Here is a 25,278-nt window from a genome sequence, read left to right as displayed (position 1 = left end):
AAGCACACCAGCGGTACGGAACAAACCGACCTGAAAACCTGACACAATCACATTGAAAATTAATTTATGTCCGAACCCGTATAAATCCGGAACATACAGGTAACGGGGAATACTAGCACAAATCGCCCCCCTCTTACTACGCAACATGCCGCTTCCACCTTGCGGCGAAAACGGCATGCGCGTTGAAGACTCGAAAATGCTAACGAAACGTCTTAATGAACGTCGCGCCAGTATTCCTTCTTCAGCAGGTAGGCAAAGATGAAGAATACCAGCAGGAACAGCATCACGTAGATACCGATGCGCTGACGCTCCATCTTCATCGGCTCGGCAGAGTAGCCGAGAAAGTTAACCAGATCGTACATGGCCTGGTCATACTCAGCCGGGGTCATGGAACCCTTGCGATCCGGGTCAACCTGCAGACCACACATCTTCTCGCCGGTCAACGGATCGATACTGCTCGGATCATCATCCTTGCCACAGGTATCAATCTGCATGCCTTGCAGCTCGAGCAGAACGTGAGGCATACCGACATCAGGGAATACCTTGTTGTTCATACCCCAGGGACGCTTCGGATCTTCATAGAAGGTCCGCAGATAGGTGTAGAGCCAATCCGCACCACGCACTCGTGCCACCATGGTCAGATCGGGCGGTGCCGCCCCAAACCATTTCTTGGCATCCTGCTCACGGATGGAGTTTTCCATCAAGTTACCAATTTTGGCATCAGTGAAGACCAGGTTATCCATCATCAGGTCATGAGGAATACCCAAGTCATCTGCAACCCGCTCATAACGCTGAAACTTGGTTGAGTGACAACCGGAACAGGTATTTTGAAACAGCGCTGCACCACGCTGCAGTGAAGCCTTGTCAGACGGATCCAGATCAATGCTGTCCAACGGGTAGCCCGCGGACGCTGCCAGCCCCAGCGCCGGCATCATGCTCATTACGAGGGTCAGTATTATCTTTTTCATTAGCCTGTCACCCTTTCCGGTACCGGTTTGGTCTTGTCCCAGACGGAATACCACGGCATCAACAGGAAGAAGCCAAAATAGAAAACAGTTCCGATACGCGCTATCAGGGTATAGGTGTCCGTTGCCGGCTTGGTTCCCAGCCATGTCAAAATAATGAAATCAATGGCAAACAGAACGATCAGGGCACGAGTGAAACCGCCCTTGTAACGCCAGGACTTAACCGGGCTACGATCCAGCCAGGGCAGCACAAACAGAATGGCAATCGCGCCACCCATGCCGACTACACCCATCAGCTTGTCAGGAATCGCACGCAGAATGGTGTAGAACGCACCGAAGTACCATACCGGAGCAATGTGCTCAGGGGTCTTCAGACTGTTTGCTTCTTCAAAGTTGGCGTGCTCGAGGAAGTAACCACCCATTTCCGGATAGAAGAAGATGACACCACAGAACACAAACAGGAAAACAACCACACCTACGATGTCTTTCACGGTGTAGTACGGGTGGAACGGAATACCATCCAGCGGAATGCCATCCGGGCCCTTGTTCTTCTTGATTTCGATACCGTCAGGGTTGTTGGAGCCGACTTCGTGCAGGGCAATGATGTGCATAAGCACCAGGCCCAGAATAACGATTGGCAGTGCAACAACGTGCAGCGCAAAGAAGCGGTTCAGGGTAATACCGGAGATCAGGAAGTCACCACGAATCCACTGCTGCAGGTCAGGACCGATAACCGGAATCGCACCGAACAGGGAAATGATTACCTGGGCACCCCAGTAAGACATCTGACCCCATGGCAGCAGGTAGCCCATGAAAGCTTCTGCCATCAGCAGCAGGTAGATTGCCATACCGAAGATCCACACCAGCTCGCGCGGCTTGCGGTAGGAACCGTAAATCAGACCACGGAACATGTGGAAGTAAACCACCACAAAGAATGCAGAGGCACCGGTGGAGTGCATGTAACGCAAAATCCAGCCGTACTCTACATCACGCATGATGTATTCAACGGAAGCAAAAGCAGCTTCAGCGCTCGGTACATAGCTCATGGTCAGCCAGATGCCGGTCAGAATCTGGTTAACCAGAACCAGCAGCGCCAGGGAGCCGAAGAAATACCAAAAGTTAAAGTTTTTCGGTGCGTAGTACTTGCTTAAGTGATCTTCCCACACCTGGGTCACCGGCAGGCGCTCATTCACCCACCCCATGAATTTTTCACCCATCAGCTTACACCCCCGTCTTCACCGATGATCACGGTGCTGTCATCGACAAAATGATAAGGAGGCACTTCCAGGTTCAGAGGCGCTGGCACCCCTTTATAAACGCGACCAGCCAGATCAAACTTGGAACCGTGACAAGGGCAGTGATAGCCACCCATCCACTTGGCCTCGAAGTCCATTGGTTTTACTTCAGGCAGGAACTTGGGTGAACAACCCAGATGCGTGCAAAGTCCGACCAGAATCAGAATCTCTTTATGATCCTGACGGGCACGGAATTCGTTCTGGCAATATTCAGGCTGCTGGGTATCTTCCTTGGAAGACGGATCCAGCATCCGCTCGTCTTGCTTCGCGAGATTGTCCAGAATTTCCTGGGTACGGCGTACAATAAAAACCGGTTTACCACGCCACTCTACGACAACCTGCTGTCCTGCTTCTACCTTGTCCAGGTTCACCTTGACTGGCGCACCTGCCGCTTTTGCCTTGGCACTCGGATTCCAGGAACCAAGGAAAGGCACAGCCACACCTACAGCCCCTGCAGCACCGACGACCGAAGTCGCCGCCACAAGAAAGCGGCGCCGGCCTTTATTAACGCCGTCGTTATTCATTTAACTCTCCCCATCAGAGCAAGTCTCCCATCAGAGCATGTGCTCGTATTACTTCTTGTGCACATTCCTGAGCGACTCTGGTCTTTTAGTTTTCGCGACAGCTATTTCTCACCAGCACCAGCCCGCGAATATCCATTCGGGCAACAGGCATGCGAGCAACCGATTATGAGAACAGCCAATCCCTATCAATTTGCCCCGCGAACAAAAACCGAGCTTCACAGTAAAACGGTGGGCATGGTAAAGAAATCCCTTTTGCTACGCAATTACCACACCCATTCTGCAAACAGTGCGTAATATTACATTCTTTGGCTCGATACAGCCATGCGATCACACACTTTTTATTTAGAAAACACTGACCTTTATCAGTGCGAATAACATGCAAGAGGAATAAGCCCCCGACACGAAAAAAGTCGTGACTGATAATCCAAATCAATTGGTTTTTCGAACAAATAATCCGGACTGAAATTGATGTCAGGATTTCACACATTTAAAGGTAAAAAAAAACGCCTGCCACAAGGGCAGACGTTTTTTGATCGCGCAAAAGCGCGAAAGCCAGAAGGCCAGCGAATTAACGCTTGGAGAACTGCGGACGCTTACGCGCTTTACGCAGACCAACCTTCTTACGCTCAACAGCACGGGCGTCACGAGTAACGTAACCAGCTGCACGCAGCGGGCTGCGCAGAGTTTCGTCGTACTGCATCAGCGCACGAGTGATACCGTGACGGATAGCACCGGCCTGACCGGAGTTACCACCACCGATAACAGTGACGTTGATGTCGAAACGATCCAGCATTTCGGTCAGCTCGAGCGGCTGACGAACAACCATGCGAGCAGTTTCACGACCGAAGTAAACATCCAGCGGGCGACCGTTAACAGTGATGCTACCGGAACCAGTCTTGATGAAAACGCGCGCGGTAGAGGACTTGCGGCGTCCGGTACCATAGTATTGAGTCACAGACATGGGCACTCCTCCAATTAAATTTCGAGTTGCTGCGGCTGCTGAGCAACGTGCGGATGCTCGCTACCAGCGTAAACCTTGAGCTTGCGACGCATAGCACGACCCAGCGGGTTGCGCGGCAGCATGCCTTTAACAGCCAGCTCAATAACACGCTCAGGAGCGTGCTTGATCAGCTTCTCAAAGTTCATGGAACGCAGACCACCCGGAAATTCGGTGTGGCGGTAGTACATCTTGTCAGACGCTTTATTACCGGAAACGCGTACTTTCTCGGCATTGATAACAACGATGTAGTCACCGGTGTCAACGTGCGGAGTGTATTCCGGCTTATGCTTACCGCGCAGACGGCTAGCAATCTCAGTTGCGATGCGGCCCAGCGTTTTGCCGGAAGCATCCAGTACATACCAGTCACGCTTGACTGTTTCTGGCTTAGCGCTATAGGTTTTCATGAATTCTTCGCCTCAAAGGTCGTAAGGTAAACGACTTTCGTTATTCAAACTATTGCTCCCTGGGACACCCGAACCAGGCTAATTGGAGACGCTCCAGAGAATCGCTGTTCAAATAGCGGGCGCTCTTTATTGGGAAACGGGTGCGGTATTATAGCTTGAAGATCAAGGATTAAAACCCCTTCTCCAAAAGGTTTTTCTGTGGGATACCGCAACCGGCATTTATGCTGCCCTTATCCCGCTCTCGCCCGACAATAATAATCCACGAACAGTAGGTAATTTGCCGCTTTCAGCCCCCATCTAACTCATTGAAGAAAAAGCTGTTTCAAATGCCAAAAGCTGCGCCAACGGCAAGCAATATGAACTATTTGCTCTCCCCTGACTCAAAAATGATGCACTTTTCATACGCTGTCGAAGAACAACCAAATTTATGCTCAGCTTTTTGAAACCTGCCCGCCATCAGCCTGAATTACCTTCTGAACAGGTTGATTCTGAATACCGACGCCTGCGTAATCAGGTCTTTCTGGGAATTTTCACCGGATACGCCGGTTACTATCTGGTTCGCAAGAACTTCACGCTGGTCATGCCGGATCTGGTTGAAGCAGGATTCAGCAAAGCCGAACTGGGGTTTGCCCTGTCCGGGGTATCTATTGCCTACGGTCTCAGCAAGTTCCTGATGGGTAACGTTTCAGACCGAAGCAATGCCAGAATCTTCATTACCCTTGGTCTGACACTCAGCGCACTGACCATGATCCTGATGGGCATGGCACCGTTTGCAACAGCTTCTATTCCTGTGATGTTCATGATCCTGATGTTCAATGGCTGGTTTCAGGGAATGGGCTGGCCTTCCAGTGGCCGGGTTATGGTGCACTGGTTTTCTCCCAGTGAACGCGGTACCCGGATGGCAATCTGGAATGTGGCGCACAATGTCGGCGGCGGACTGATCGGCCCTCTGGCTATTGTCGGCATGATGATGACCATGGACTGGCACAGCAAGTTTTATGTTCCGGGCATTGTTGCCCTGCTGGTTGCTCTTATTACCTGGATGCTGGTGCGGGATACTCCCCAGTCCTGTGGGCTGCCCAGTATCGAGACCTATACCGGTGACTATCCCAAGAGCTTTACCTATTCCTCCGATCATGAAAAAGAACTATCAGCCCGCGAAATCTTTTTCCGCTATGTACTGAATAACCGCCTGCTGTGGTACATCGCTGTTGCCAATGCCTTTATCTATCTGGTGCGTTACGGTGTACTGGACTGGGCACCAACCTATCTGGCGGAAACCAAACAGTTCTCTATAAAGGAAACAGGCTGGGCCTATTTTGCTTACGAATTCGCAGGTATCCCAGGCACCCTGTTCTGTGGCTGGCTCAGTGACAAAGTATTTAACGGGCGGCGAGCACCCGCCAATATTGTCTATATGCTGTTAACCCTGCTGGCGGTGATTGTTTACTGGCAGAATCCGGCAGGCCGTCCCTGGGTGGATATCAGCGCCCTGATTGCCATTGGCTTCCTTATATATGGCCCGGTGATGCTAATCGGGGTTCATGCGCTGGATCTGGTACCAAAGAAAGCAGCCGGCACAGCTGCAGGGCTGACCGGCCTGTTCGGATATTTAGGCGGCGCCCTGTTTGCCAATATTGCGATGGGGTTTGTAGTGGACCTCTGGGGCTGGCATGGCGGCTTTATTGTACTGACCGGTGCCTGCGTTCTGGCTATCGCATTGATCTGTCTGACCTGGAAGCCTGAACTTCAGCACCGGAATTCCCAATAAAGAGATGAACTAAGGTAAATGTGGTCGAGCGAGATATTCGTGCGACTGCATTTCCTGCAGTCGGCTCAGGGTGCGTTTGAATTCGAACTCCAGTTGCCCGCCACTGTAAAGCATCATCATTTCAGTGGCGCCCGACATAATGAGTTTGACGCCACGGTCATAAAACTCATCAACCAGGTTGATAAACCGGCGCACCTGATCATCCTGCCCACCTGACATTTGAGGCACATCACTCAAAATCACCGTGTGATATTCCCGCGCCAACTCAATATAGTCATTCTGGCTTCGAGGACCGTCACATAACGCCTTGAAATCAAACCAGACAATATCTTCACAGCTTAGTTTGAACGGAATTGGCCGCCCTTCAATAATCAGCTCTCCACTCTCCCGAATATGATCCTTGTCAGGAGATAACTGCAGAAAGCTTTTATGCAGTTCGATATCGGCCTGCTGTCCTGCCGGCCAGTGATAAATTTCAGCCTGTTCCAGCACCCGCAACCGGTAGTCCACGCCACTATCTACATTTACAACCTCTGTGTGTTGCAGTAGCAGGTCAATGGCTGGCAGGAAGCGAGCTCGCTGCAAGCCATTCTCATAAAGCCCCTGAGGTACGATATTCGATGTCGCTACCAGCGTTACACCACGATCAAACAGCGCCTGCAACAGACCAGCCAGAATCATGGCATCGGTAATATCCGATACAAAGAATTCATCAAAGCAGATAATCCGGACTTCTTTTGCCAGTCCGTCAGCCACCTTTTCCAGCGGATTTTTTTCACCTTCCAGCTGTTTCAGGTCACCATGTACCCGGCGCATGAAACGGTGGAAGTGGGTTCGCATCTTGGCCTCGAACGGCAGGCTGTCATAAAACATATCCACCAGATACGTTTTTCCCCGGCCAACCCCGCCCCAGAAATAGAGTCCTTTTAACGGGTGGCGTTTACGGGGGAACAGCCGGTTAACGATTCCCAGCGCCCCGCCTTTGTTATAGCTGGCTTCAGCATTGATCAGGTCTTCATATAGCCGTTGCAGATGTCCGACGGCCCGAGCCTGAGCCTGATCTTCAAAAAAGTCGTCCCGCGCCATATCTCTGCGGTAGCGTGCTTCTGGTGTCACTGTATGCTTTCCAATGTGTACAGCTGGCGAATGGAGACAACTTTACCCACGCCTCCGTAATCAGGCAAATACCGTTACAGCCGTTACAAAAGGGTAATGGCATGACTCGGCATCTACCTATACAATCCCGATTGATGGCTATCAATTAAACCGCCACATATCCGCTCGCCAAATGACTCTCTGCAAGCGGAATCGAGGAAGAATAGAGGCGCACGCGTGGAAGAACAAACCAACCTGCTGTTAATTGTAGGGATTGCAGCCTTTTCAGCCGGTCTGCTGATTGGTGCACTGTTTTATCATCTGTTCAGTGGTTCGGCTGCACAGCGAGGGAAAATGAAGTCCGAGCTGGATGAGGTCAAGGAACAGCTGAAAGAATATCAGGAAAAAGTGACGGATCACTTTGCCAAGACCGCGACCCTGGTCAACCGCATGACCGAGAACTATCGCGAAATTAATGAACATCTGGCCAATACCGCTGAAGACCTGTGCACGGATGATGTGACCCGTCACAAAGTATCTGATGCCCTGCTTTCCAGTCAGACGCTGGCCAATGGCAGAGCAACCAAGGCTGAAAATGCCGACTCCATCGAGCCGCCCAAGGATTATGCTCCAAAAAACGGCAATCAGCAGGAAGGCACACTGTCTGAAGAGTTCGCTGTCAAACAGTCCTCCTGATTACTTGAGCATGTAGACTGTTTGAACCCATAAAAAAACCGGCAAATGCCGGTTTTTTTATATCTGCACAGTACTGATCAGTGCTGTGCATCCAGAAACTTCTCGGCATCCAGTGCAGCCATGCAGCCGGTACCCGCAGAAGTGATGGCCTGACGGTAAACGTGATCCATAACGTCACCGGCAGCAAATACGCCAGGAACAGATGTCTGGGTCGCATTACCTTCAGAGCCACCCTGTACCTTGAGGTAGCCATCCTTCATTTCCAGCTGGCCTTCAAAGATACCGGTATTCGGAGAGTGACCGATTGCGATGAATACACCGGCAACATCAAGATCAGTTGTTTCACCGGTTTCTACATGCTTGACCCTGGCACCAGTTACACCGCTGTCGTCACCCAGTACTTCATCCAGCACGCTGTCCAGCACCAGACGGATATTGCCGTTCTCGACTCGCTCCATCAGTTTCTTCTGCAGAATCTTCTCGGCACGGAAGCTGTCACGGCGGTGAATCAGGGTAACGGTCTCGGCAATGTTGGACAGGTACAGTGCTTCTTCAACAGCAGTATTACCACCACCGACAACAGCCACATGCTGCTTGCGGTAGAAGAAACCATCACAGGTTGCACAGGCAGAAACGCCCTTGCCCTTGAAAGCTTCTTCGCTTTCCAGCCCCAGGTAACGGGCGCTGGCACCGGTAGCAATAATCAGTGAGTCACAGGTGTAAACGCCGCTGTCACCTTCCAAGCGGAACGGGCGCTGCTCAACATTGACGGTATGAATGTGGTCGAACACAATTTCGGTATCGAAACGCTCAGCGTGCTTGCGCATGCGCTCCATCAGATCCGGCCCCTGCAAACCTTCAACATCACCCGGCCAGTTATCAACTTCAGTGGTAGTGGTCAGCTGTCCCCCCATCTGCATACCGGTAACCAGTACCGGATTCAGGTTAGCCCGGGCAGCATAGACTGCAGCGGTATAACCTGCCGGGCCGGAACCCAGAATCAGCAGAGGACAATGCTTGACATCACTCATTGGAAAACTCCAGAAATTCTATTTTTCATTGGCTGCCTGAAAGGCAGAGAATTGCAGTCATCATAACCACTGTCTGCGGTCAGACAAAGTAGTTATTCTTAATCACTGCGATATAACTTTTGTATTGTATAACCTTGATTTAAAACGCAGTAGGCAGTCACAATTCCAATTTGAATCCAACTGATAATTATTAGTGAGAACGCTGTGAGCCAAGCACTGACTGAAGGCGTCAAATATTTCATCACAGGCATCCGCCTGCTCCCCAAACCCGGAATCAGAGCTTTTGTCATTCTGCCCCTGCTGGCCAACCTGCTGGTATTCAGCGGCATGATTTATTATGGCTCAAGTCAGTTCAGTGACTGGATGAGCGGATTTATGGGGTCGATTCCGGGCTGGTTGTCCTTTCTTGAATATGTTCTCTGGCCGATTTTTGCCCTGACAATTGCCGTTGCCGTATTTTTCCTGTTCACCATCGTTGCCAACCTGATTGCAGCACCCTTTAATGGCCTGCTGGCTGAACGGATTCAGCAACAGCATGCACCGGATAGCCTGCCCCAGACATTTGGTATGAAAGACTGGATGATGCTGGTTCCGCGCTCGCTGAGCCGCGAATTGCAGAAAATCATGTATTACCTGCCACGGGCACTTCTGCTGCTGGTGCTGACTTTTATTCCGGTTATTAACTTGATCACGCCGATTTTGTGGTTTCTGTTTTCGGCCTGGATGCTGGCGATTCAATACTGTGACTTTGCAGCTGATAACCAGCAGATCTCTTTCAAGGCGATGCTGCGACAGCTTAAGGATGACTGGGGAGGCTCTCTGGGGCTGGGTATCTGTCTTTCTCTGGCGATGCTGATTCCCGGCGTTAACCTGATTCTGATGCCTGCGGCTGTTATCGCCGGTTCACTGCTCTGGTGCCAGCGTCATGCGGCCGAGGCCGAACAACAATAAAAAACAGCCAGAGCCGCAAGGCTCTGGCCGAAGGGGTGATTCTGTTCAGCAGGCTCAGCAGTAGCTCAGGACTCCATGTCCTTGCGCATCTCATCCATGCGCTCTTTCTGCTTCTGAATCTGCTTCTTCACAAAGTTATCCATAATCTGCTTGTGAAGCTCATCAGGGGAAATCTCGGCCTCATCACCTTCCAGTTTGGCCTGTTTCTCCTGAGTCTTGTCGTGATCCTGCTTTTTCTCCATCAGTTCGGAGAAGTGCTCCTGCCCTTCATCCTGCTTGTGGATAGGGTTAATCGGCTGAACCCCATCAATCTGCTCCGATGGAGAGGGGACGATCGAACCGGTACTGTTAATACTTGCCATTTGGCTTCCTGCCTTGCTCAGGCCTCGTATTCCTAAGAATCAGCGGCCCGCTCGGTTACACATACCCCTAAGTCTAGACCCTATTTTTTTGGAAATATAAAAATCTCTTTATATATCTAAAACTTCATATATCGAATGATAAAGCGCAGCCCAATATCGCCGACACAGGATAATGTTACCCGTGGAGATTCCTTATATGAGCGGCGATCATTTCACTCTCACCATCAGCCAAAGTGCCTCGGATAACGGGGACTTCGCAATTCATATCAAGGAAAAGGGCCAGAGGGAGAAACTGCTGGTCCACCTTCGCTTCGTCGACTCCCCTATGCTGGATGAACACTACCTGGACGAAGTAGTCGGTGCCATGGCCCGCAAGCTGGCCAAAAGAATCATCGAATGGCGTATCAAACCGGGCAAAGGCAAAGCAACGATGGAAGCCTGTGAAGCTGAAGCCAAGGAAATTGTTGCCGAGGCATTGGAACGCATGAAGCGCGAAGAAGAGTAAGGCTCGCCGAAAAAATGACGCCTTATTCCAAGGCGTCATTTCTTTTATACACAACCTCTCAGCCCTGACCTTGCCCTAATCACACCTTAATTAATCACAGCTTTTGGCCAACTTTTTATAAACTGCTTTTCTCAGGGCAGGTTTATCCTGCAGGCTGAATTCAATTCGTCCCACTCCATAACCAATACCAAAGTCAGTTTCGCTTCCGTCCATCTTGTGAAACAGGCCACTCAAGCGAAGAATACCTTGATACTTTTCCTGCTTTTTCTTGTTACCTGTCATCGCAAAATAGTGATAACAGCCGATCTCCCGGTCACTATCATTAATGAACTTTTCGATTTTTTTCATTTTGGGGAGATTTGCAGCAAATGCCCCTGTGGAGAGGAAACAGGCCACAATCAGGGACGTTAAAAGACGCTTTTTAAGCACGTGCTATATATCCAGAGAACATAGTGTCAAAACGACAGAATGTCGGCGATATCGGTTAAACGTGCAACGCGAAGTATTACTGCATTTTGATCAGTGAATATACAGGAAGGAGAGGGCCTGATGATACAAGCCCTCTTACAAATAGGTACTCAGAGCAGGTTATAGATAAATACTACAGCAACCGCAGCCGGAGCCAGGAAGCGCAGCACAAACATAAAGCTCTTGAAGCCAATGCCGTTACCCATATCCAGTTCATTCTCAACCGCCTGCTTGTTCATAAACCAGCCAGCCAGAATCGCAATCAACAGGCCGCCCAGAGGCATGATCAGGTTGGCAGTCACATAGTCGAGAATGTCGAATACAGTCTTGCCTTCAAACACCGGCAGGAATGCCAGCGGATGGAACTCGGCCCACTCGTTGAACGACAGAACCGTTGCAATACCCAGCAGCCAGATGGATACACCACCGATCAGGGTACCGGTCAGACGACTAATGCCTTTTTGCTCTTCCAGCCATTCAACAACCGGCTCCAGTAAGGAAATCGCAGAGGTCAGTGCCGCAATCACCAGCAGGGCAAAGAACAGGGTACCGAAGAAGGAACCGCCAGCCATTTTACCGAATGCCAGAGGCAGGGTCTGGAAGATCAGGCCTGGACCTGCGCCCGGCTCCAGTCCGTTGGCAAATACCAGCGGGAAGATAGCCAGACCTGCCAGCAGGGCAACGACGGTATCAACCACAGAAACAGTTACTGCGGTTTTAACAATGGATACCCGCTTCGGCAGATAGGAGCCATAAGCCAACATAACGCCCATACCCAGACTCAGGGTAAAGAAAGCATGACCCAATGCAGACAATACGCCTTCAGTCGTCAGCTTGCTGAAGTCAGCAGCAAACAGGAAGTTGAGACCTTTGCTGAACTCATCAGTGCTTGCCGCATAGCCAACCAGCACCAGCAACAGCAGGAACAGTGCAGGCATCAGAATATTGATTGCCCGCTCCATACCCGACTTCAGGCCGCGTACCACAATCATCATCACAGCAACCATAAACAGGGTATGCCACATCAGCAGGCTGGAAGCATCACCCAGCAGACCACCGAACATACTGCCGATAGCATCACTGCTGGCACCGGCAAAGGCGCCACTGGCAGCATGGCCGACATAGTTGATAGCCCAGCCACCAATAACGGAGTAGAAGGACAGGATCAGGAAAGAAGCGGCAATGCCCATCCATCCCAGTAGTTTCCAGCGGGGATTCAGTTTGTCTCTATCAGCAATAATCCGCAGTGTATTGATTGGACTGCGTCCCCCGCGACGACCAATCATGACTTCTGCAATCATGATCGGAATACCGACGACCGCAATACACAACAGATAAACAAGAACAAAAGCCCCCCCGCCGTTTTCTCCTGTGATGTAGGGGAATTTCCAGATATTACCAAGGCCAACAGCGGAACCGCTGGCCGCCAGGATAAATGCCAGTCGCGAAGACCACATCGGGTTATCATGACGGGCGTCGTCTGCCACAGTGCCTGCGGTGGCAGTTTGCGTTGCTTCACTCACTTCATGTACTCCAGCTTGTTATTTTTATGACTGGATAATAAAAGGTGCCCCTGCGCAGGAAGCCTGAAGAATTGTCTTAAGTCCCTCAAACTCCCAAGGCACCACACGGATCAGGCCGAGACCAGAGTTTCTCTCATAAAACGCTCTTCAGCTATACGGTTTGCCACCTCACCGGTAGGCTGACCGTCAGCATCACTGCGCTGGAAAATCTCGTCCAGGGTATCTGCAATGGATTCAATGTGATTACGCACGTTTTCGTGCTGATGACCGGACTGCTCGTAGTAAACATCGATAATACCGCCGGCATTGATAACAAAGTCCGGGGTATACAGAATGCCCTTGTTTTTCAGCATCTGGTCATTGTGAGCTGCAGCCAGCTGGTTATTTGCAGCACCGGCAATCACCGCTGCTTTCAGCTCGGGAATAGTGTTGTCGTTCAGTACTGCGCCCAGAGCACAGGGAGCCAGCACATCAACATCCAGAGAAAGAATGTCTTTGCCGTCTACAGCGGTCGCACCCAGTTCATTGACAGCACGTTCTACCGACTCAGCATGGATATCACTGACGTACAGTTCTGCACCTGCAGCCTGTAGTTGTTCTGCCAGACGGAAGCCCACATTACCAACACCCTGCACAGCAACTTTCAGTCCCGCCAGGCTACTTGCACCCAGACGATGCTTCACTGCAGCTTTCAGGCCGATAAAAGTACCGTAGGCAGTGGCCGGGCTGGGGTCACCATTACAGGGTTTGCCATCGATACCCGTACGCTCGGTAACACCGGCAACATATTTGGTGTGACGGCCCATGACCTTCAGGTCAGCAACCGAGGTACCGGAGTCTTCTGCCGCAATATAGGAGCCGCCCAGCGTTTCCAGACAGCGTCCCATCATTTCCAGCATGGCTTCGGTCTTATGCTTGCGCGGATCGCCGATAATAACTGACTTGCCGCCACCCAGGCCGATATTGGCAACAGCCGACTTGTACGTCATGCCTTTGGACAGTCGCAGCACATCATTCAGTGCTTCTTCATCACTGTTGTATTGCCACATACGGCAACCACCGAGGGCCGGCCCCAGGTTGGTGTTATGAATGGCAACAATGGCTTTCAGTCCGGTTTTATCGTCGCAGAAAAAGTGTACCTGCTGGTGCTTGTCGAATTCGTGGTGAGAAAAAACGCTCATGGCCTGTTTCCTTTTATTGCCATGAAAATGCCGCTGGTTTTCTTCAGTTTCTGATACACGGCGCTTTCACAGCTTTTTTATTATTTATACTTTTTATCGAGAAGCTCTTTTTACCCACACGGAGAGCAAAAGAGCTTCGTTCGCTTATAGCTTTTTATGCAGCAATTTCTGTTGCCAGCTCGTATTTATCCGAAGTCAGAATATCCAGCAGTCGGGTACGTTGTTCCTGAGCCTTGGCATAGTTAGCTTCCTTGACCGGACCATAGCCACGGATTATGAAAGGCAGCTTTGCCAGCTCGCAGGCTTCATCGTAGTTATGGGAACCCAGGTGCTTTTCCAGTAGCTTCAGATCCTGCTCATATTCACGGATAATTCTTCGCTCCAGACGACGGTCTTCAGTCCAGCTAAACGGATCCAGTGGAGTACCACGCAGGCCTTTCATTTTGGCCAGCATTCGGAACACAGGCATTACCTTTTCACTGAAAGCACGCTTGCGAGGACGACCGGTAGCCGGATCGATACGGCTGATCAGAGGCGGAGCCATGCTGAATTCAAGCGAGAAATCACCTTCAAACTGCTGCTCCAGCTGCTTGCGGAAAGCGTCCGAGCTCAGGTGGCGAGCAACTTCATATTCATCTTTATAGGCCAGCACTTTGCTGTAGTTTTCAGCAACTGCCAGACTCAGATCAGTACGACCTGTCAGGTTCTGCTCTGCCGCATTGATTTTGCGCACCAGCTTTTCGTAACGGTCTGCCAGTGCCTTGCCCTGATACTCAATCAGATGCTTACGCTCACGCTGGATAATATCTTCCAGGCTCGGCATCAGATGAAGTACCTGAACCTGCTGATCCTGACGGCCATACGCAATATCTTCTACGGCTTTCAGGTCGTGGGCAGCACAGCGGCCCCATTCAAATGAACGGGTATTGGAGTCGACCGCGACACCATTCAGCCTAACGGCTTCGAGAATGGATTCCTTTTTCAGTGGAATCAGGCCTTTCTGCCAGGCAAAACCAATAATAAACAGGTTGACGGCCATGCCATCCCCCATCAGCTTGGTCGCAAGACGGGTGGCATCAAAACTGGTGCTCTGGGCATTCCGACAGCTGGCTTCAATTACCTGCTGCATTTCAGCATTGGGAATTTGCAGGTCCGGATTACGGGTAAACGCCGCCGGCATGGTTTCATGATTATTGATCACCGCCCGGCTACGCTGACGATCCAGTTTACCCAATGCTTCTTCGCTGGCACCCACCATCAGGTCAAAACCCAGTAGCGCATCAGTTTCACCGGCAGGAATACGAACACAGTGAATATTGTCCTGCTCCTGAGCAATACGGATATGGCTCATTACCGCACCGAATTTCTGTGCCAGACCAATCTGGTCCAGAACGCCAACACCCTTGCCTTCAACATGCCCGGCCATACCCAGCAAGGCACTGACGGTTACAACACCGGTTCCACCCACACCGGACAGCAGAATGTTATACACACCATTCGTTTCCGGCAGTTTCGGCTCAGGCAAAGACGGGAAAGGTAACGGCTGGGCTGTTGCTGTCGCCTTGCGCAACTTGCCACCTTTTACGGCAACAAAGCTGGGGCAGAAACCGGTTGCACAACTGTAATCCTTATTACAGGCGGACTGGTCAATGGCCCGCTTACGGCCACGATCTGTTTCTTTCGGCAGTAGCGACAGACAGTTGGACTGTACACCACAGTCTCCACAGCCTTCACATACATCAGTATTAATCACCAGTCGCTTGTCCGGATCAGGCATCTGACCACGCTTGCGACGACGACGTTTTTCTGCAGCACAGGTCTGGTCGTAAATCATTGCGGTACAGCCTTCTGTGTCCCGCAACATTTTCTGCACTGCCATCAGATCTTCACGATGGTGGAAAGTCACACCATCAGCAAAATCAGCCCGACTGGGGTATTTATTCGGTTCATCACTGACCAGCGCAATATGCTTGACGCCTTCACCATACAGCTGATGGGTAATCTGCTGGATGCTCAGCTGACCATCAACCGGCTGACCACCGGTCATGGCAACTGCATCGTTGTACAACACCTTATAGGTAATATTGATATTGGCCGCTACAGATGCACGAATAGCCAGCAGGCCGGAGTGGAAGTAGGTTCCATCGCCAAGGTTCTGGAATACATGACCACTTTCAGTAAACGGCGCCTGGCCAATCCAGGTCGCACCTTCACCACCCATCTGGGTAAAGGTATCGGTGCCACGATCCATCCAGGTTGCCATATAGTGACAACCAATACCGCCCAGCGCGCGACTGCCTTCCGGCAAACGGGTAGAGGTATTGTGAGGGCAACCTGAGCAAAAGTGAGGTGTGCGCTCTTCGGTTTTACGTGGCTCAGCCAGTTCGGCTTCCTTTTTCTCGAGGAAGCCCAGGCGTTCAATCACTTGATCACTGGAATAGAATGACTGGATACGTCTGGAAATTGCCCGGGCAATCATCGCCGGAGTCAATTCCCCTAGTGAGCTCAACAGCTCGGTGCCATCCAGATCACGCTTGCCTGCAATTACAGGGCGCTGGCTGTCCTGCCAGCTGTAAAGCTGATTACGCAGCTGGTCTTCAATCAGCCCACGCTTCTCTTCAATAATCAGCAGTTCGTCTGTGTTCAGCGCAAACTCGCGCATGCCTTCCGGCTCCAGCGGCCAGGGCATGGCAACTTTATATAGTTTGATTCCCAGCTCGGAAGCCTGCTCATGGCTGATACCGAGGTCTTCCAGTGCCTGCAGGGTATCGAGGTAGGATTTGCCGGTAGTAACAATACCCAGTCGTGCCCTTGGGGCATTAATAATGGTTTTGTCGAGCTTGTTGGCACGGGCAAAGGCTTCGGCGGCACGCAGCTTGTACTGGTGTAGACGGGCTTCCTGTTGCATCGGCTTGTCCGGCCAGCGGGCATTGACGCCGTCTTCCGGCAGCTCGAAATTTTCAGGCAGTTTGATGTCGATGCGTTCAGGATCCAGTTCGGCAGAAACCGAGGAGTCCATCACTTCGGCCAGAGTTTTGAAACCGACCCAGCAGCCACAGTAGCGGGACATGGCCCAGCCATACAGACCCAGATCCAGCATTTCCTGAATGCCGGACGGATACAGTACCGGCATCATGGCATCGATAAAGGCGTAATCGCTCTGATGCGGCAGGGTGGATGATTTACAGGCATGGTCATCACCGGCTACTGCCAGTACGCCACCATAAGGCGTGGTACCAAAGGCATTGGCATGTTTGAACACGTCACCGGTCCGGTCAACGCCCGGTCCCTTGCCATACCACATACCGAAGACGCCGTCGTATTTGGCGCCTTCAAAAACATTCACCTGCTGGGTTCCCCAGACAGCTGTCGCTCCCAGGTCTTCATTGACCCCGGGCTGGAAAGTAATTCTTGATTGCTTGAGATAATCACGTATCTGCCACAGGGTTTTGTCAAAACCACCCAGTGGTGAACCCCGGTAGCCGGAAATAAAGCCGGCGGTATTCAAACCGTTCTTCTTGTCCAGATCAGCCTGCAGCATTGGCAGTCGCGCCAAGGCCTGGCTGCCGGTCATATATACACGACCGGACGTTTTTTCCCACTTATCCTGCAGTGAGACCTGCCCCATAACTGAAACTCCATTGTTTCCAAATGGTTTCTGGATGGCTACCGGACGCAGGAATACCCTTTCCTCTATCCGGGAATCATTAAACCTGAGTTGAAAGTTGAACTAACTGGCCAGCGTCGGCTTCAGTTCCGTTCAGGAGCGTCAGTTAAAAGACGATTCTTGCAGTAATAGCGGCGGTGGCTGCACTGATAGTGCGCCATAGGTGTTATTGGCTTGCGCATGAAGTTTTTACCCTTTCCCTCTGCCGTTGTACGACGTCAGGGGCGTTTATTATTTTTTTTATCCGGCCTGTAGGCTGGTCACGAACGAGGATTGTCCTTATGGGACAATTGGGGCTAACGATACTGGCAAACGATCAGTAACGTCAATATGGTTTTTATTTGCATTATGTTAACGAAAAAGAACCACGCCATGTTCGTATTGGAGTAAGCGCCTTCTAACGCTATGTTGTGCAGCTTCTTTGATTTTCCACCTCCAAGACTCACTGTTTTCGACTAGCTATCAGGCGGCAACCCTATGGATATGACTCGCTTCGTCAATACTTTCGGACGCTACCTGCGTGAAAAGTATGGTGAAAAGGTACATAAAATTTCAGTCAGCCCGGCGGTATTCACCTGCCCAAATCGTGATGGCACCAAGGGCATCGGCGGCTGTACCTTCTGCAATAACGACTCCTTCAGTCCGGAGACAACCAAGGCCGGCACCATTACCGACCAGATTCGAGCCGGGAAGGAAAAGGTTGCCAAACGCACCGGCGCAGGCAAGTTTATTGCCTACTTCCAGTCCTACAGCAACACCTATGGAGCCGTTGAAGACCTGCGTCGTTTTTATGATGAAGCCCTGGAAGATCCGGACGTTATCGGTCTGGCAGTAGGCACCCGTCCTGACTGCGTACCGGATCCGGTACTTGCACTGCTGAAGGAGTACCAGGATAAGGGTTATGAGGTCTGGCTGGAGCTGGGGCTGCAATCAACCTATGACGAGTCCCTGATTGCTGTTAACCGTGGACATGGCTTTGGTGAATACATCGACGCCGTTCAGCGGGCCAAGCAGTTTGACCTGAAACTCTGTACTCACCTGATTATGGGTCTTCCCGGAGAAAAGCCCGAGGCCACACTGACCAGCTTTGACAAGGTTGTTGAGCTGGGTGTTGACGCTATCAAGGTACATCCGTTGCATATCGTCAAGGGAACCCAGCTGGCTCGCGCCTGGAAGCAGGGCAAAGTGCGCGAAATGACCATGGAAGAATATACCGATGTCATGGCTGAAATTATCCGCCGAGCACCAAAGCATCTGTTATTCCATCGCCTGACCGGATCAGGTGAACGACAGTATTTGCTTTCTCCCGAGTGGGCGATGAAGAAGTGGGATATTTTGGGGACAATCTACAAAAAGCTGGATGCTTGACGAGAGAGGGCACTGCCTTTTCCAGCAGGCAGTGCCTATAAAGATTAGCTGACGTCTACAATGTTCAGGTAGGTCATTGTCTGATTCAACAGCAAATAGCCAATTTCACCAAAGGTAATTGGCCCCGGAAAACCTGCTTGCTTGCCTTCCAGCTCACCATAAAGGTAATTCAGCACACAGTTGCATGAGAATGCAGCAGCGTTGTTTTGCTGAGGCAGGCTTTTGGCAAACTCTTCTGCATAGTTTTCCAAAGGAATAGCCAGTCTGTATTGACGTCCCTTGAAAACCGGCGCATACAAGTCAACTGTTCCAGCATCCTCATTAACTTCCTTGATGCAGACATTAAATACAGCACCCGAGTAGTCACATGTCAGTGGTGACTGGATATTGATTTGCTTGTCTTTAATGTACTCAGCAAAGCTGTACTCCACCCCATCGACCTTACAGCGGCGGACCTGAAAGCTGTCTGCCTCAAACTCTATTACCGGGCTGGCAGGGTCAGGTTGATGGATATTGAGGATTTCCAGCTGGGCCATCTTGTCTTCCGGCATCTGGATATGGAGTGCTACCGCTTCATCCGAGGATGCTTCACCGGTCAGACCATTATAAATTCTGGGTTTGTCTTCGGAAGACAGATCGATACCCGACACCCATCCCAGAATTGGTGAGTCATAGATCCCCTCAAAGTCGGGTGCATGCAGGGCATAATCGGAATGCAGCTTTGAGAATGCCGGAATGACCAGAATCGTATAGCCGTTATCAAACCGGTCAGCAGTAATCTGATCGATATTGTCGCAGTTATAGTTCTGGATTTTGTGCCCGGATACATGATTACCCAGCACATCGACATAAATCATATCCTGGGTAAACTCACCCTGATTTTCACTCATAAAATAAGGTGTGGTACCTGCAACCCACTGTCCTTTCGGAAGTTTATCCAGAACCCTCTGATCACCTGCCAGTGAGAGTATTTTTCCCTGCTGAATCAGTTGTGAAACCTCTTCGACAGACTGTAGTTTTTTCATCATTTCATTCCTTGAATTTGAATTCCGTCCCGGGTTTCACTTACCAGCTTTTGAAGACCTCAACGAGGTCACTCTTAAAGCCTTTCGGGTATTTTTCAAAATAACGATACAGTTCGTCGATGGCCTGATCCTGGTTGATATCTCCGGCCTCCAGCTTCTTCCGTGCTCGGTCAATCTGTAACTGGAGGACAAACTTTTCCATTTTGTGCTTCCCTTCGACCATTTCTATCCACTCCTTTCGGTCTTTGGGAGGTATCAGCTCTGACATGGCTTCCATTCCGATATAGTGAAGTTAGTCCGGTACACAACACCGGCTCGATACACTGATATAATCTGAAAATTGCAGGCGAAAGCCTGCAGTTTGTAATTGGGTTTAGTTAAGCGAAATCCGGCCCAGCGGTTGTACGGTAATTTCTTCAGTCAGCTCCTGGTGAGAGAGCACTGCCAGTTCATACAGATCCATTTCCAGCAGCTTGCGGACATAGCGGCGAATATCCATCGAAGTAATCAGCACCGGCTTGTTTTCAAGGTGTCCGATTTTGCCAACCGCAGCTTTGACGTTTTCCACAAACTGGGCTGACTGAGTAGGATCAAGTGCCAGGTAGCTACCGGCAGAAGTCTGACGAATACCACCACGAATAACATCTTCCACATCCTGATCCAGCAGATAAACCGGCAGCATATTATTGCCGTTGCTGTATTTATAACTGATATAGCGCTTCAAACTGCTTCGTACATACTCTGTCAGCTGTACTACTTCTTTTTCCTTGTGCCCCCAGACGACAAGCGACTGAAGGATAGAACGCAGGTTACGGATCGAAATATCTTCCGATACCAGTCGCTGGAAAATTTCGGTAATTTTGTTAACCGGCAACAGTCGCTGAACTTCCTTGATCAGCTCACCAAAACTGGCTTCCATTTTCTCCAGCAGATAACGGGTTTCCTGAATACCGACGAAATCTTCAGCGTATTTTTTCAGTACATGAGCCAGATGGAAAGTCAGGATTTTCGGGGCCGTCATATAACTGACACCGGTCTTTTCCAGTGTTTCCTGCAGGTCTTCCTCAACCCAGAGCGTTTCAAGGTTTGGCAAGAATTCTTCATCAACTTCATAGGGAATCTTCAATACATCCAGATGCTCGCGGGTCTCTCTGGCAAGGACATAGCCTTCCCTGAAGCGTCCGGTTGCAACCGGCACTTCCTGCAGCAGGACTGAATAGGTATTGTCTTCCATCGCTTCATTAAAACGCAGGTGGATTCCCGGGAACGGCACCCCGAGGTCCATATAAAGCGCCTTACGTACCTTGACCAGCTCGTCATTAAGTAACTGTGGTTTGAGGTGCTGCTGAATACTGGCAGGTACATCAATAATCAACGGTAAGGTCTGGGAGAATTCTTCTTGCTGGTCCAGCCGCTGCTTCATCTTGTCCGGAGATTCAGTTGCTGCTGCCATAGCCGGAATATGATCATCGTCTTCCATATCTCCAGCCTGACCTTCCTTCTTCAGCTTCATATAACCGCCACCAGCGATTAATAGCCCTAATGTACAAAAGGTCAGGAACGGGAAGCCGGGTACCAGCGCAAAACCGAACAACAAACCACCACCTGCCAGCAGCGCCTTGGGTTTGTCCAGCAGCTGAACCCCAATCTCATTACCCAGGTCGGAGGAGTCTTCGGAAGATACCCGGGTAACGATAATACCCGCGGTAATAGAGATCAGCAGGGCCGGAATCTGTGAGATCAGACCATCACCCACGGTCAAGATGGAATATAACTGCAGCGCATCTCCTGCCGACATTCCCTCCCGGCTGACACCAATACTGACTCCGGCCAGAATGTTAACAAAGATGATAATCAGACCGGCGATCGCATCACCTTTTACAAACTTCATGGCACCATCCATCGAACCATAAAGTTGAGATTCTTTCTGAACTGCCTGACGTCGAGCCTGGGCTTCTTCCATCTCAATGGAGCCGGCCCGCATGTCGGCGTCGATACTCATCTGCTTACCGGGCATGGCATCCAGCGAGAAACGGGCACTTACTTCAGCCACACGCTCGGAACCCTTGGTGATTACCAGAAACTGAACAATAGTAATAATCAGGAAGATAACCAGACCTACAACCAGGTCACCGCCCACTACGAAGTTACCAAAGACGTATACAATCTGACCGGCATCAGCCTGCAGAAGAATCAGTCGTGTGGTCGTGATGGAAAGCGCCAGTCGGAACAGCGTAGTTACCAGCAGCACCGCAGGGAACGATGAAAATTCCAGTGGCGACTTCAGATAGATAGCCGTCATCAGCAGGATAACGGACAACCCCATATTGGTCGCAATCAGAATATCCACCAGCCATGTCGGCATGGGCAGAATGATCAGGACGATAATCGCCACCAACAGCAAAGCCAGCACAATATCGTTGCGCTGGCCCATTTTCTGCAGTAAGCCGTTTATGCCACTCATAGAAGGCGATTCCGTTTGCCTGTCTGATCAGATACCGGTGCCGGGCTGTCAGGCTTTAACTTTAGTTTTAACTTCAGCTTGTGATTGTTCTTCACCCTTTTGCCGTGCCTTGTAGCGAGCCCGTTTGCTGATCAGGTCAATGGTTCGCATGTCGTCTTTGGGACCGGCACAACTTCTGAATTTATCGGCACTCTTGATACAGTCTTCAGTGCGTCCCTGCTGCAAATAGGTGTATGCCAGCATGCGGTGAATATCCGGATTTTCCGGATCCAGCACTTCCAGCGCTTCAAGCAGAGCGCAGGCTTTATCCAGTTTCTGGTACTGCAGGAAGCAGTAAGACTGGGATAACATCCATTGTCTGAGTACCGGTTTCATGGTTTATACCTGCTGCAATGCTGAACGGGTCAGGTTCACCATGCCCCGCAGCTCAATCGTATCCTGAATAACACCCAGTGCCGTTTTCATGACATTCTCTGCTTCAGGATTCTTTTTAAGTTCGTTTTGCAGCAGCTGCATGGTATTGGCTTCCAGCTCCTGACTTTCCTGCGGTGAAAATGAAGGTAGCGGTTCGTTGGTTGCACCGACACTCACCAGCATCTGATGCTCCGAGCTCTGGCTAAATCCCTGAAGTTTCCAGACTTCAGCAGCTACAACATTCTTGGCAGAGGTTCCGAGCGAAGACTTGGAATCCGGGAAATCACCACCCATTGTCTCCATTGGCTGGTAGGAAAAACTGTCGATTCCCGTTTTAAATGAGGTAAGGTCCATATCCCTGCACTCTTTTCCCTAATCTCACTGTTAATAGTAGGCTTTCTGCCGATAGATAAACTGATTGATAGTGCAAAAGCATATAGACTTTGAATTAAGCAGTTTGCTTTATCAGACTCTGCTTGCAGCTATCTCACAGCTAACATGCTCATCAGCGGTACGATGACAACGGAATGAATGTATCGCTTGAAGCCTCTCTACAGAGGGGTTTCGGCAGGGAGGCAATAACTTGATGGGTTTGAGGGATTTGGCAGCTGCCACGATCATGTTCCTGCTGCTCGCACTACCTGCTGCCCAGGCCGGTTCGGAAACCGAGCATATGGTGCTTCCAGGCCAAAGCTTGTCACGGATTGCCGCAGATTACCGGGTACCACTTGATCTGCTCGTTCGCTACAACAATCTGAACGTTAATCGTCCGATTCAGGTTGGTCAGGTGTTAATGATTCCCCCTGTTGGCTCCGGGCAACAACCTTCTGCTGGCAACTACGGCAGCATGCCCAATATGAACAACAGGGGCATGATGCCTTCTGCTCCAATGGGATCATCAGCCATGCCTCCGGCTGACTGGCACCTGCAGGGAACAGCACCACAGCATGGTTTCAACCCGGCCATGAACGGTACAACACCCAACAACTCCACTCTGCAGGCATTTGGCAATCAGCCTTACAGTTATTACAGCGGTGGCGAACCGATTGCCGATGTTCTCAGCAACTTTGCTTCCAGCCTGTATATCCCGGTTGTGATCAGTGAAGGCGTCAGTGGTCAGGTCAATGGCCGGATTGGCCCGATGGCTCCAGTGGACTTTCTCAACCACCTCGCCAATATCTATGGATATATCTGGTATCACGATGGCCACACTCTGTATATCAATGCCAGCCATGAAGTCACCAAGCGAATCATTAATCTACAGGCCATGACCGTTCCCCAGTTTCGGAACACTCTCAACCGGATGGGTGTGCTGGATCAGCGTTTCTACTGGCGCGAACAACCAAATGAAGGCCTGATCTACATTTCCGGTCCACCACGCTATGTTGATATGGTGGCTGAAACAGCACTGTTACTGGATAGCAAGGAATATGACCGGCAGAACAGTAAACTGACGGTTCGGATCTTCAAACTCAAATATGCCTGGGCGACTGACCGCAGCTTTGCCTTTCGCGATCAGGCTATAACCGTCCCCGGTGTTGCAACTGTACTGCAGAACATTATTAACGGCGGTGGTATTACTACAGGTTCTACCAAAGCAGCCAAAAACATGAACCAGCCTCATGGTATGCAACCAGCACAGACGGTTACCGGAAATAATAAAGGTCAGCAGCCTGGACGAGCCAACCCAATGGCCGGTGATATCGATGGGACTGAAGATGTGATGATCAATGCTGATCCACGTCTTAACGCCATCATTGTTCATGACCTTGAATCACGCATGCCAATGTATGAAGAGCTGATACGCTCGCTGGACCGGCAGACATCCCAGGTTGAAATCAATGTCTCCATTATTGATATCAACCGTACCAGTCTGGATGCTCTGGGTGTTGAGTGGTCAAACAAGCGCCCTTCCGGCAAATCCGAGTTTGGATTTGAGCCCTTCCCCTCCGGCGCAACCAACGCTCCGGCCTTTACTACCGTGTTGTCCGGTACGATCAACTCGCTCCAGGCCAAGATCGAGTTTCTGGCTGAGAGAGGCAAAGCCAAAGTGCTTTCCCGCCCATCCGTACTGACACTGGATAATCTGGAAGCGGTACTCGATAACAGCAGCACCTTTTATGTGAAGGTAGAGAGTCAGGAAGATGCCCAGCTGTTCCCGGTTACCTACGGCTCGGTACTGAGAGTGACGCCCCGTATCGTGGAAGAGCGGTATGGCAAAAAAATTCATCTCAGTGTCAATGTTCAGGACGGTAGCAGTGATGCCAAGCCCAGCATTGATTCTGTCGTCAGTAACAGCTCCATTAGCACTCAGGCCGTAATCAATGAAAATGAGAGCTTGTTGATCGGTGGTTTCTTCCGGGAGTCCGACAGTGAAACCACCAGCAAGATACCGGTACTGGGAGATATGCCGGTCGTTGGCGCACTGTTCCGGTCCGAGTCTTCAGATGTTCAGCAGCAGGTCAGATTGTTCCTGATAACACCCCGGGTAGTTAACCTGTAAACCCGGTTGTTAGTCTAAGGAATAAATTTGGACGAGTGGAGGGAGTTGGCAGAAAACAGCGGAGGA

The 25,278-nt window shown here is 50.7% G+C and carries 23 protein-coding genes; 6 read left to right on the top strand and 17 right to left on the bottom strand.

Annotated elements, in window-relative coordinates; all coding sequences use genetic code 11:
- Positions 1–212: 212 nt before the first annotated feature.
- From ACYZZ0_RS16635 to rplM, 5 genes are all read right to left on the bottom strand, one after another.
- Positions 213–968 (bottom strand): cytochrome c1, encoded by a 756-nt coding sequence (locus tag ACYZZ0_RS16635; RefSeq protein WP_461537778.1) that lies wholly within the window; start codon positions 966–968, stop codon positions 213–215.
- Positions 968–2,182: a cytochrome b gene (locus ACYZZ0_RS16630; protein ID WP_461537777.1), complete on the bottom strand. Its 1,215-nt coding sequence runs from the start codon at positions 2,180–2,182 to the stop codon at positions 968–970. Before ACYZZ0_RS16630 ends, ACYZZ0_RS16635 begins: the two co-directional genes overlap by 1 nt.
- Positions 2,182–2,784: a ubiquinol-cytochrome c reductase iron-sulfur subunit gene (gene petA / locus ACYZZ0_RS16625; protein WP_461537776.1), complete on the bottom strand. Its 603-nt coding sequence runs from the start codon at positions 2,782–2,784 to the stop codon at positions 2,182–2,184. The genes ACYZZ0_RS16630 and petA overlap by 1 nt, the downstream gene beginning before the upstream one ends.
- A gap of 568 nt (positions 2,785–3,352) precedes the next feature.
- The gene (gene rpsI / locus ACYZZ0_RS16620) at positions 3,353–3,745 is read right to left on the bottom strand and encodes a 30S ribosomal protein S9 (RefSeq protein ID WP_461537775.1); all 393 of its coding nucleotides are present in this window, start codon (positions 3,743–3,745) and stop codon (positions 3,353–3,355) included.
- A gap of 14 nt (positions 3,746–3,759) precedes the next feature.
- Positions 3,760–4,188, bottom strand: a complete 429-nt coding sequence (gene rplM / locus ACYZZ0_RS16615) for a 50S ribosomal protein L13 (RefSeq protein ID WP_461537774.1) — start codon at positions 4,186–4,188, stop codon at positions 3,760–3,762.
- A 427-nt stretch (positions 4,189–4,615) separates the two neighbouring features.
- Here rplM and glpT point away from each other — a divergent pair, with 427 nt between their 5' ends.
- The gene (gene glpT, locus ACYZZ0_RS16610) at positions 4,616–5,959 is read left to right on the top strand and encodes a glycerol-3-phosphate transporter (RefSeq protein ID WP_461537773.1); all 1,344 of its coding nucleotides are present in this window, start codon (positions 4,616–4,618) and stop codon (positions 5,957–5,959) included.
- Between the two features lie 9 nt (positions 5,960–5,968).
- On the opposite strand, the gene zapE is transcribed toward glpT, so the two are convergent.
- A complete protein-coding gene (gene zapE / locus ACYZZ0_RS16605; protein ID WP_461537772.1) occupies positions 5,969–7,075 on the bottom strand; it encodes a cell division protein ZapE in 1,107 nt (368 codons plus the stop codon).
- A gap of 216 nt (positions 7,076–7,291) precedes the next feature.
- Here zapE and ACYZZ0_RS16600 point away from each other — a divergent pair, with 216 nt between their 5' ends.
- Positions 7,292–7,750, top strand: a complete 459-nt coding sequence (locus ACYZZ0_RS16600) for a Z-ring associated ZapG family protein (protein WP_461537771.1) — start codon at positions 7,292–7,294, stop codon at positions 7,748–7,750.
- A gap of 77 nt (positions 7,751–7,827) precedes the next feature.
- Here ACYZZ0_RS16600 and trxB read toward each other — a convergent pair whose 3' ends face one another.
- On the bottom strand, positions 7,828–8,781 hold the full coding sequence (gene trxB, locus ACYZZ0_RS16595; RefSeq protein WP_461537770.1) for a thioredoxin-disulfide reductase: 954 nt from the start codon (positions 8,779–8,781) through the stop codon (positions 7,828–7,830).
- Between the two features lie 204 nt (positions 8,782–8,985).
- Here trxB and cysZ point away from each other — a divergent pair, with 204 nt between their 5' ends.
- A complete protein-coding gene (gene cysZ, locus ACYZZ0_RS16590; RefSeq protein WP_461537769.1) occupies positions 8,986–9,732 on the top strand; it encodes a sulfate transporter CysZ in 747 nt (248 codons plus the stop codon).
- 65 nt (positions 9,733–9,797) lie between these two features.
- Here the strand turns inward: cysZ and ACYZZ0_RS16585 are convergent, their stop codons facing one another.
- Entirely contained in the window at positions 9,798–10,094 is a 297-nt protein-coding gene (locus ACYZZ0_RS16585) for a hypothetical protein (protein WP_461537768.1), read from the bottom strand.
- Positions 10,095–10,290: 196 nt separating this feature from the next.
- Between ACYZZ0_RS16585 and ACYZZ0_RS16580 the strand changes: the two genes are divergently transcribed.
- Entirely contained in the window at positions 10,291–10,599 is a 309-nt protein-coding gene (locus tag ACYZZ0_RS16580) for a hypothetical protein (RefSeq protein ID WP_461537767.1), read from the top strand.
- Between the two features lie 90 nt (positions 10,600–10,689).
- Here the strand turns inward: ACYZZ0_RS16580 and ACYZZ0_RS16575 are convergent, their stop codons facing one another.
- The 4 genes from ACYZZ0_RS16575 to ACYZZ0_RS16560 form a co-directional block, all read right to left on the bottom strand.
- Complete coding sequence (locus ACYZZ0_RS16575) at positions 10,690–10,947, bottom strand: hypothetical protein (protein ID WP_461537766.1); 258 nt, start codon at positions 10,945–10,947, stop codon at positions 10,690–10,692.
- 230 nt (positions 10,948–11,177) lie between these two features.
- Complete coding sequence (locus tag ACYZZ0_RS16570) at positions 11,178–12,590, bottom strand: sodium-dependent transporter (protein ID WP_461537765.1); 1,413 nt, start codon at positions 12,588–12,590, stop codon at positions 11,178–11,180.
- Positions 12,591–12,700: 110 nt separating this feature from the next.
- The gene (locus ACYZZ0_RS16565) at positions 12,701–13,771 is read right to left on the bottom strand and encodes a Leu/Phe/Val dehydrogenase (RefSeq protein WP_461537764.1); all 1,071 of its coding nucleotides are present in this window, start codon (positions 13,769–13,771) and stop codon (positions 12,701–12,703) included.
- Positions 13,772–13,925: 154 nt separating this feature from the next.
- Positions 13,926–17,435: an indolepyruvate ferredoxin oxidoreductase family protein gene (locus ACYZZ0_RS16560; RefSeq protein ID WP_461537944.1), complete on the bottom strand. Its 3,510-nt coding sequence runs from the start codon at positions 17,433–17,435 to the stop codon at positions 13,926–13,928.
- A 480-nt stretch (positions 17,436–17,915) separates the two neighbouring features.
- Between ACYZZ0_RS16560 and mnmL the strand changes: the two genes are divergently transcribed.
- On the top strand, positions 17,916–18,806 hold the full coding sequence (gene mnmL / locus ACYZZ0_RS16555) for a tRNA modification radical SAM protein MnmL/YtqA (protein ID WP_461537763.1): 891 nt from the start codon (positions 17,916–17,918) through the stop codon (positions 18,804–18,806).
- A gap of 44 nt (positions 18,807–18,850) precedes the next feature.
- On the opposite strand, the gene ACYZZ0_RS16550 is transcribed toward mnmL, so the two are convergent.
- The 5 genes from ACYZZ0_RS16550 to ACYZZ0_RS16530 all read right to left on the bottom strand — a co-directional run bounded on the left by ACYZZ0_RS16550 (position 18,851) and on the right by ACYZZ0_RS16530 (position 23,063).
- On the bottom strand, positions 18,851–19,834 hold the full coding sequence (locus ACYZZ0_RS16550) for a DUF6976 family protein (RefSeq protein WP_461537762.1): 984 nt from the start codon (positions 19,832–19,834) through the stop codon (positions 18,851–18,853).
- Positions 19,835–19,871: 37 nt separating this feature from the next.
- Entirely contained in the window at positions 19,872–20,099 is a 228-nt protein-coding gene (locus ACYZZ0_RS16545; RefSeq protein ID WP_461537761.1) for a hypothetical protein, read from the bottom strand.
- A 105-nt stretch (positions 20,100–20,204) separates the two neighbouring features.
- A complete protein-coding gene (sctV, locus tag ACYZZ0_RS16540; protein ID WP_461537760.1) occupies positions 20,205–22,295 on the bottom strand; it encodes a type III secretion system export apparatus subunit SctV in 2,091 nt (696 codons plus the stop codon).
- Between the two features lie 48 nt (positions 22,296–22,343).
- Complete coding sequence (locus ACYZZ0_RS16535) at positions 22,344–22,670, bottom strand: tetratricopeptide repeat protein (protein ID WP_461537759.1); 327 nt, start codon at positions 22,668–22,670, stop codon at positions 22,344–22,346.
- 3 nt (positions 22,671–22,673) lie between these two features.
- Positions 22,674–23,063 (bottom strand): hypothetical protein, encoded by a 390-nt coding sequence (locus ACYZZ0_RS16530; RefSeq protein WP_461537758.1) that lies wholly within the window; start codon positions 23,061–23,063, stop codon positions 22,674–22,676.
- 232 nt (positions 23,064–23,295) lie between these two features.
- Between ACYZZ0_RS16530 and sctC the strand changes: the two genes are divergently transcribed.
- Entirely contained in the window at positions 23,296–25,212 is a 1,917-nt protein-coding gene (sctC, locus tag ACYZZ0_RS16525; protein ID WP_461537757.1) for a type III secretion system outer membrane ring subunit SctC, read from the top strand.
- Positions 25,213–25,278 lie beyond the last annotated feature (66 nt).

Source organism: Spongorhabdus nitratireducens (genome assembly GCA_947387575.1).
GTDB lineage: Bacteria > Pseudomonadota > Gammaproteobacteria > Pseudomonadales > Endozoicomonadaceae > CANDOC01.
This window is presented reverse-complemented; position numbering and strand designations above follow the sequence as displayed.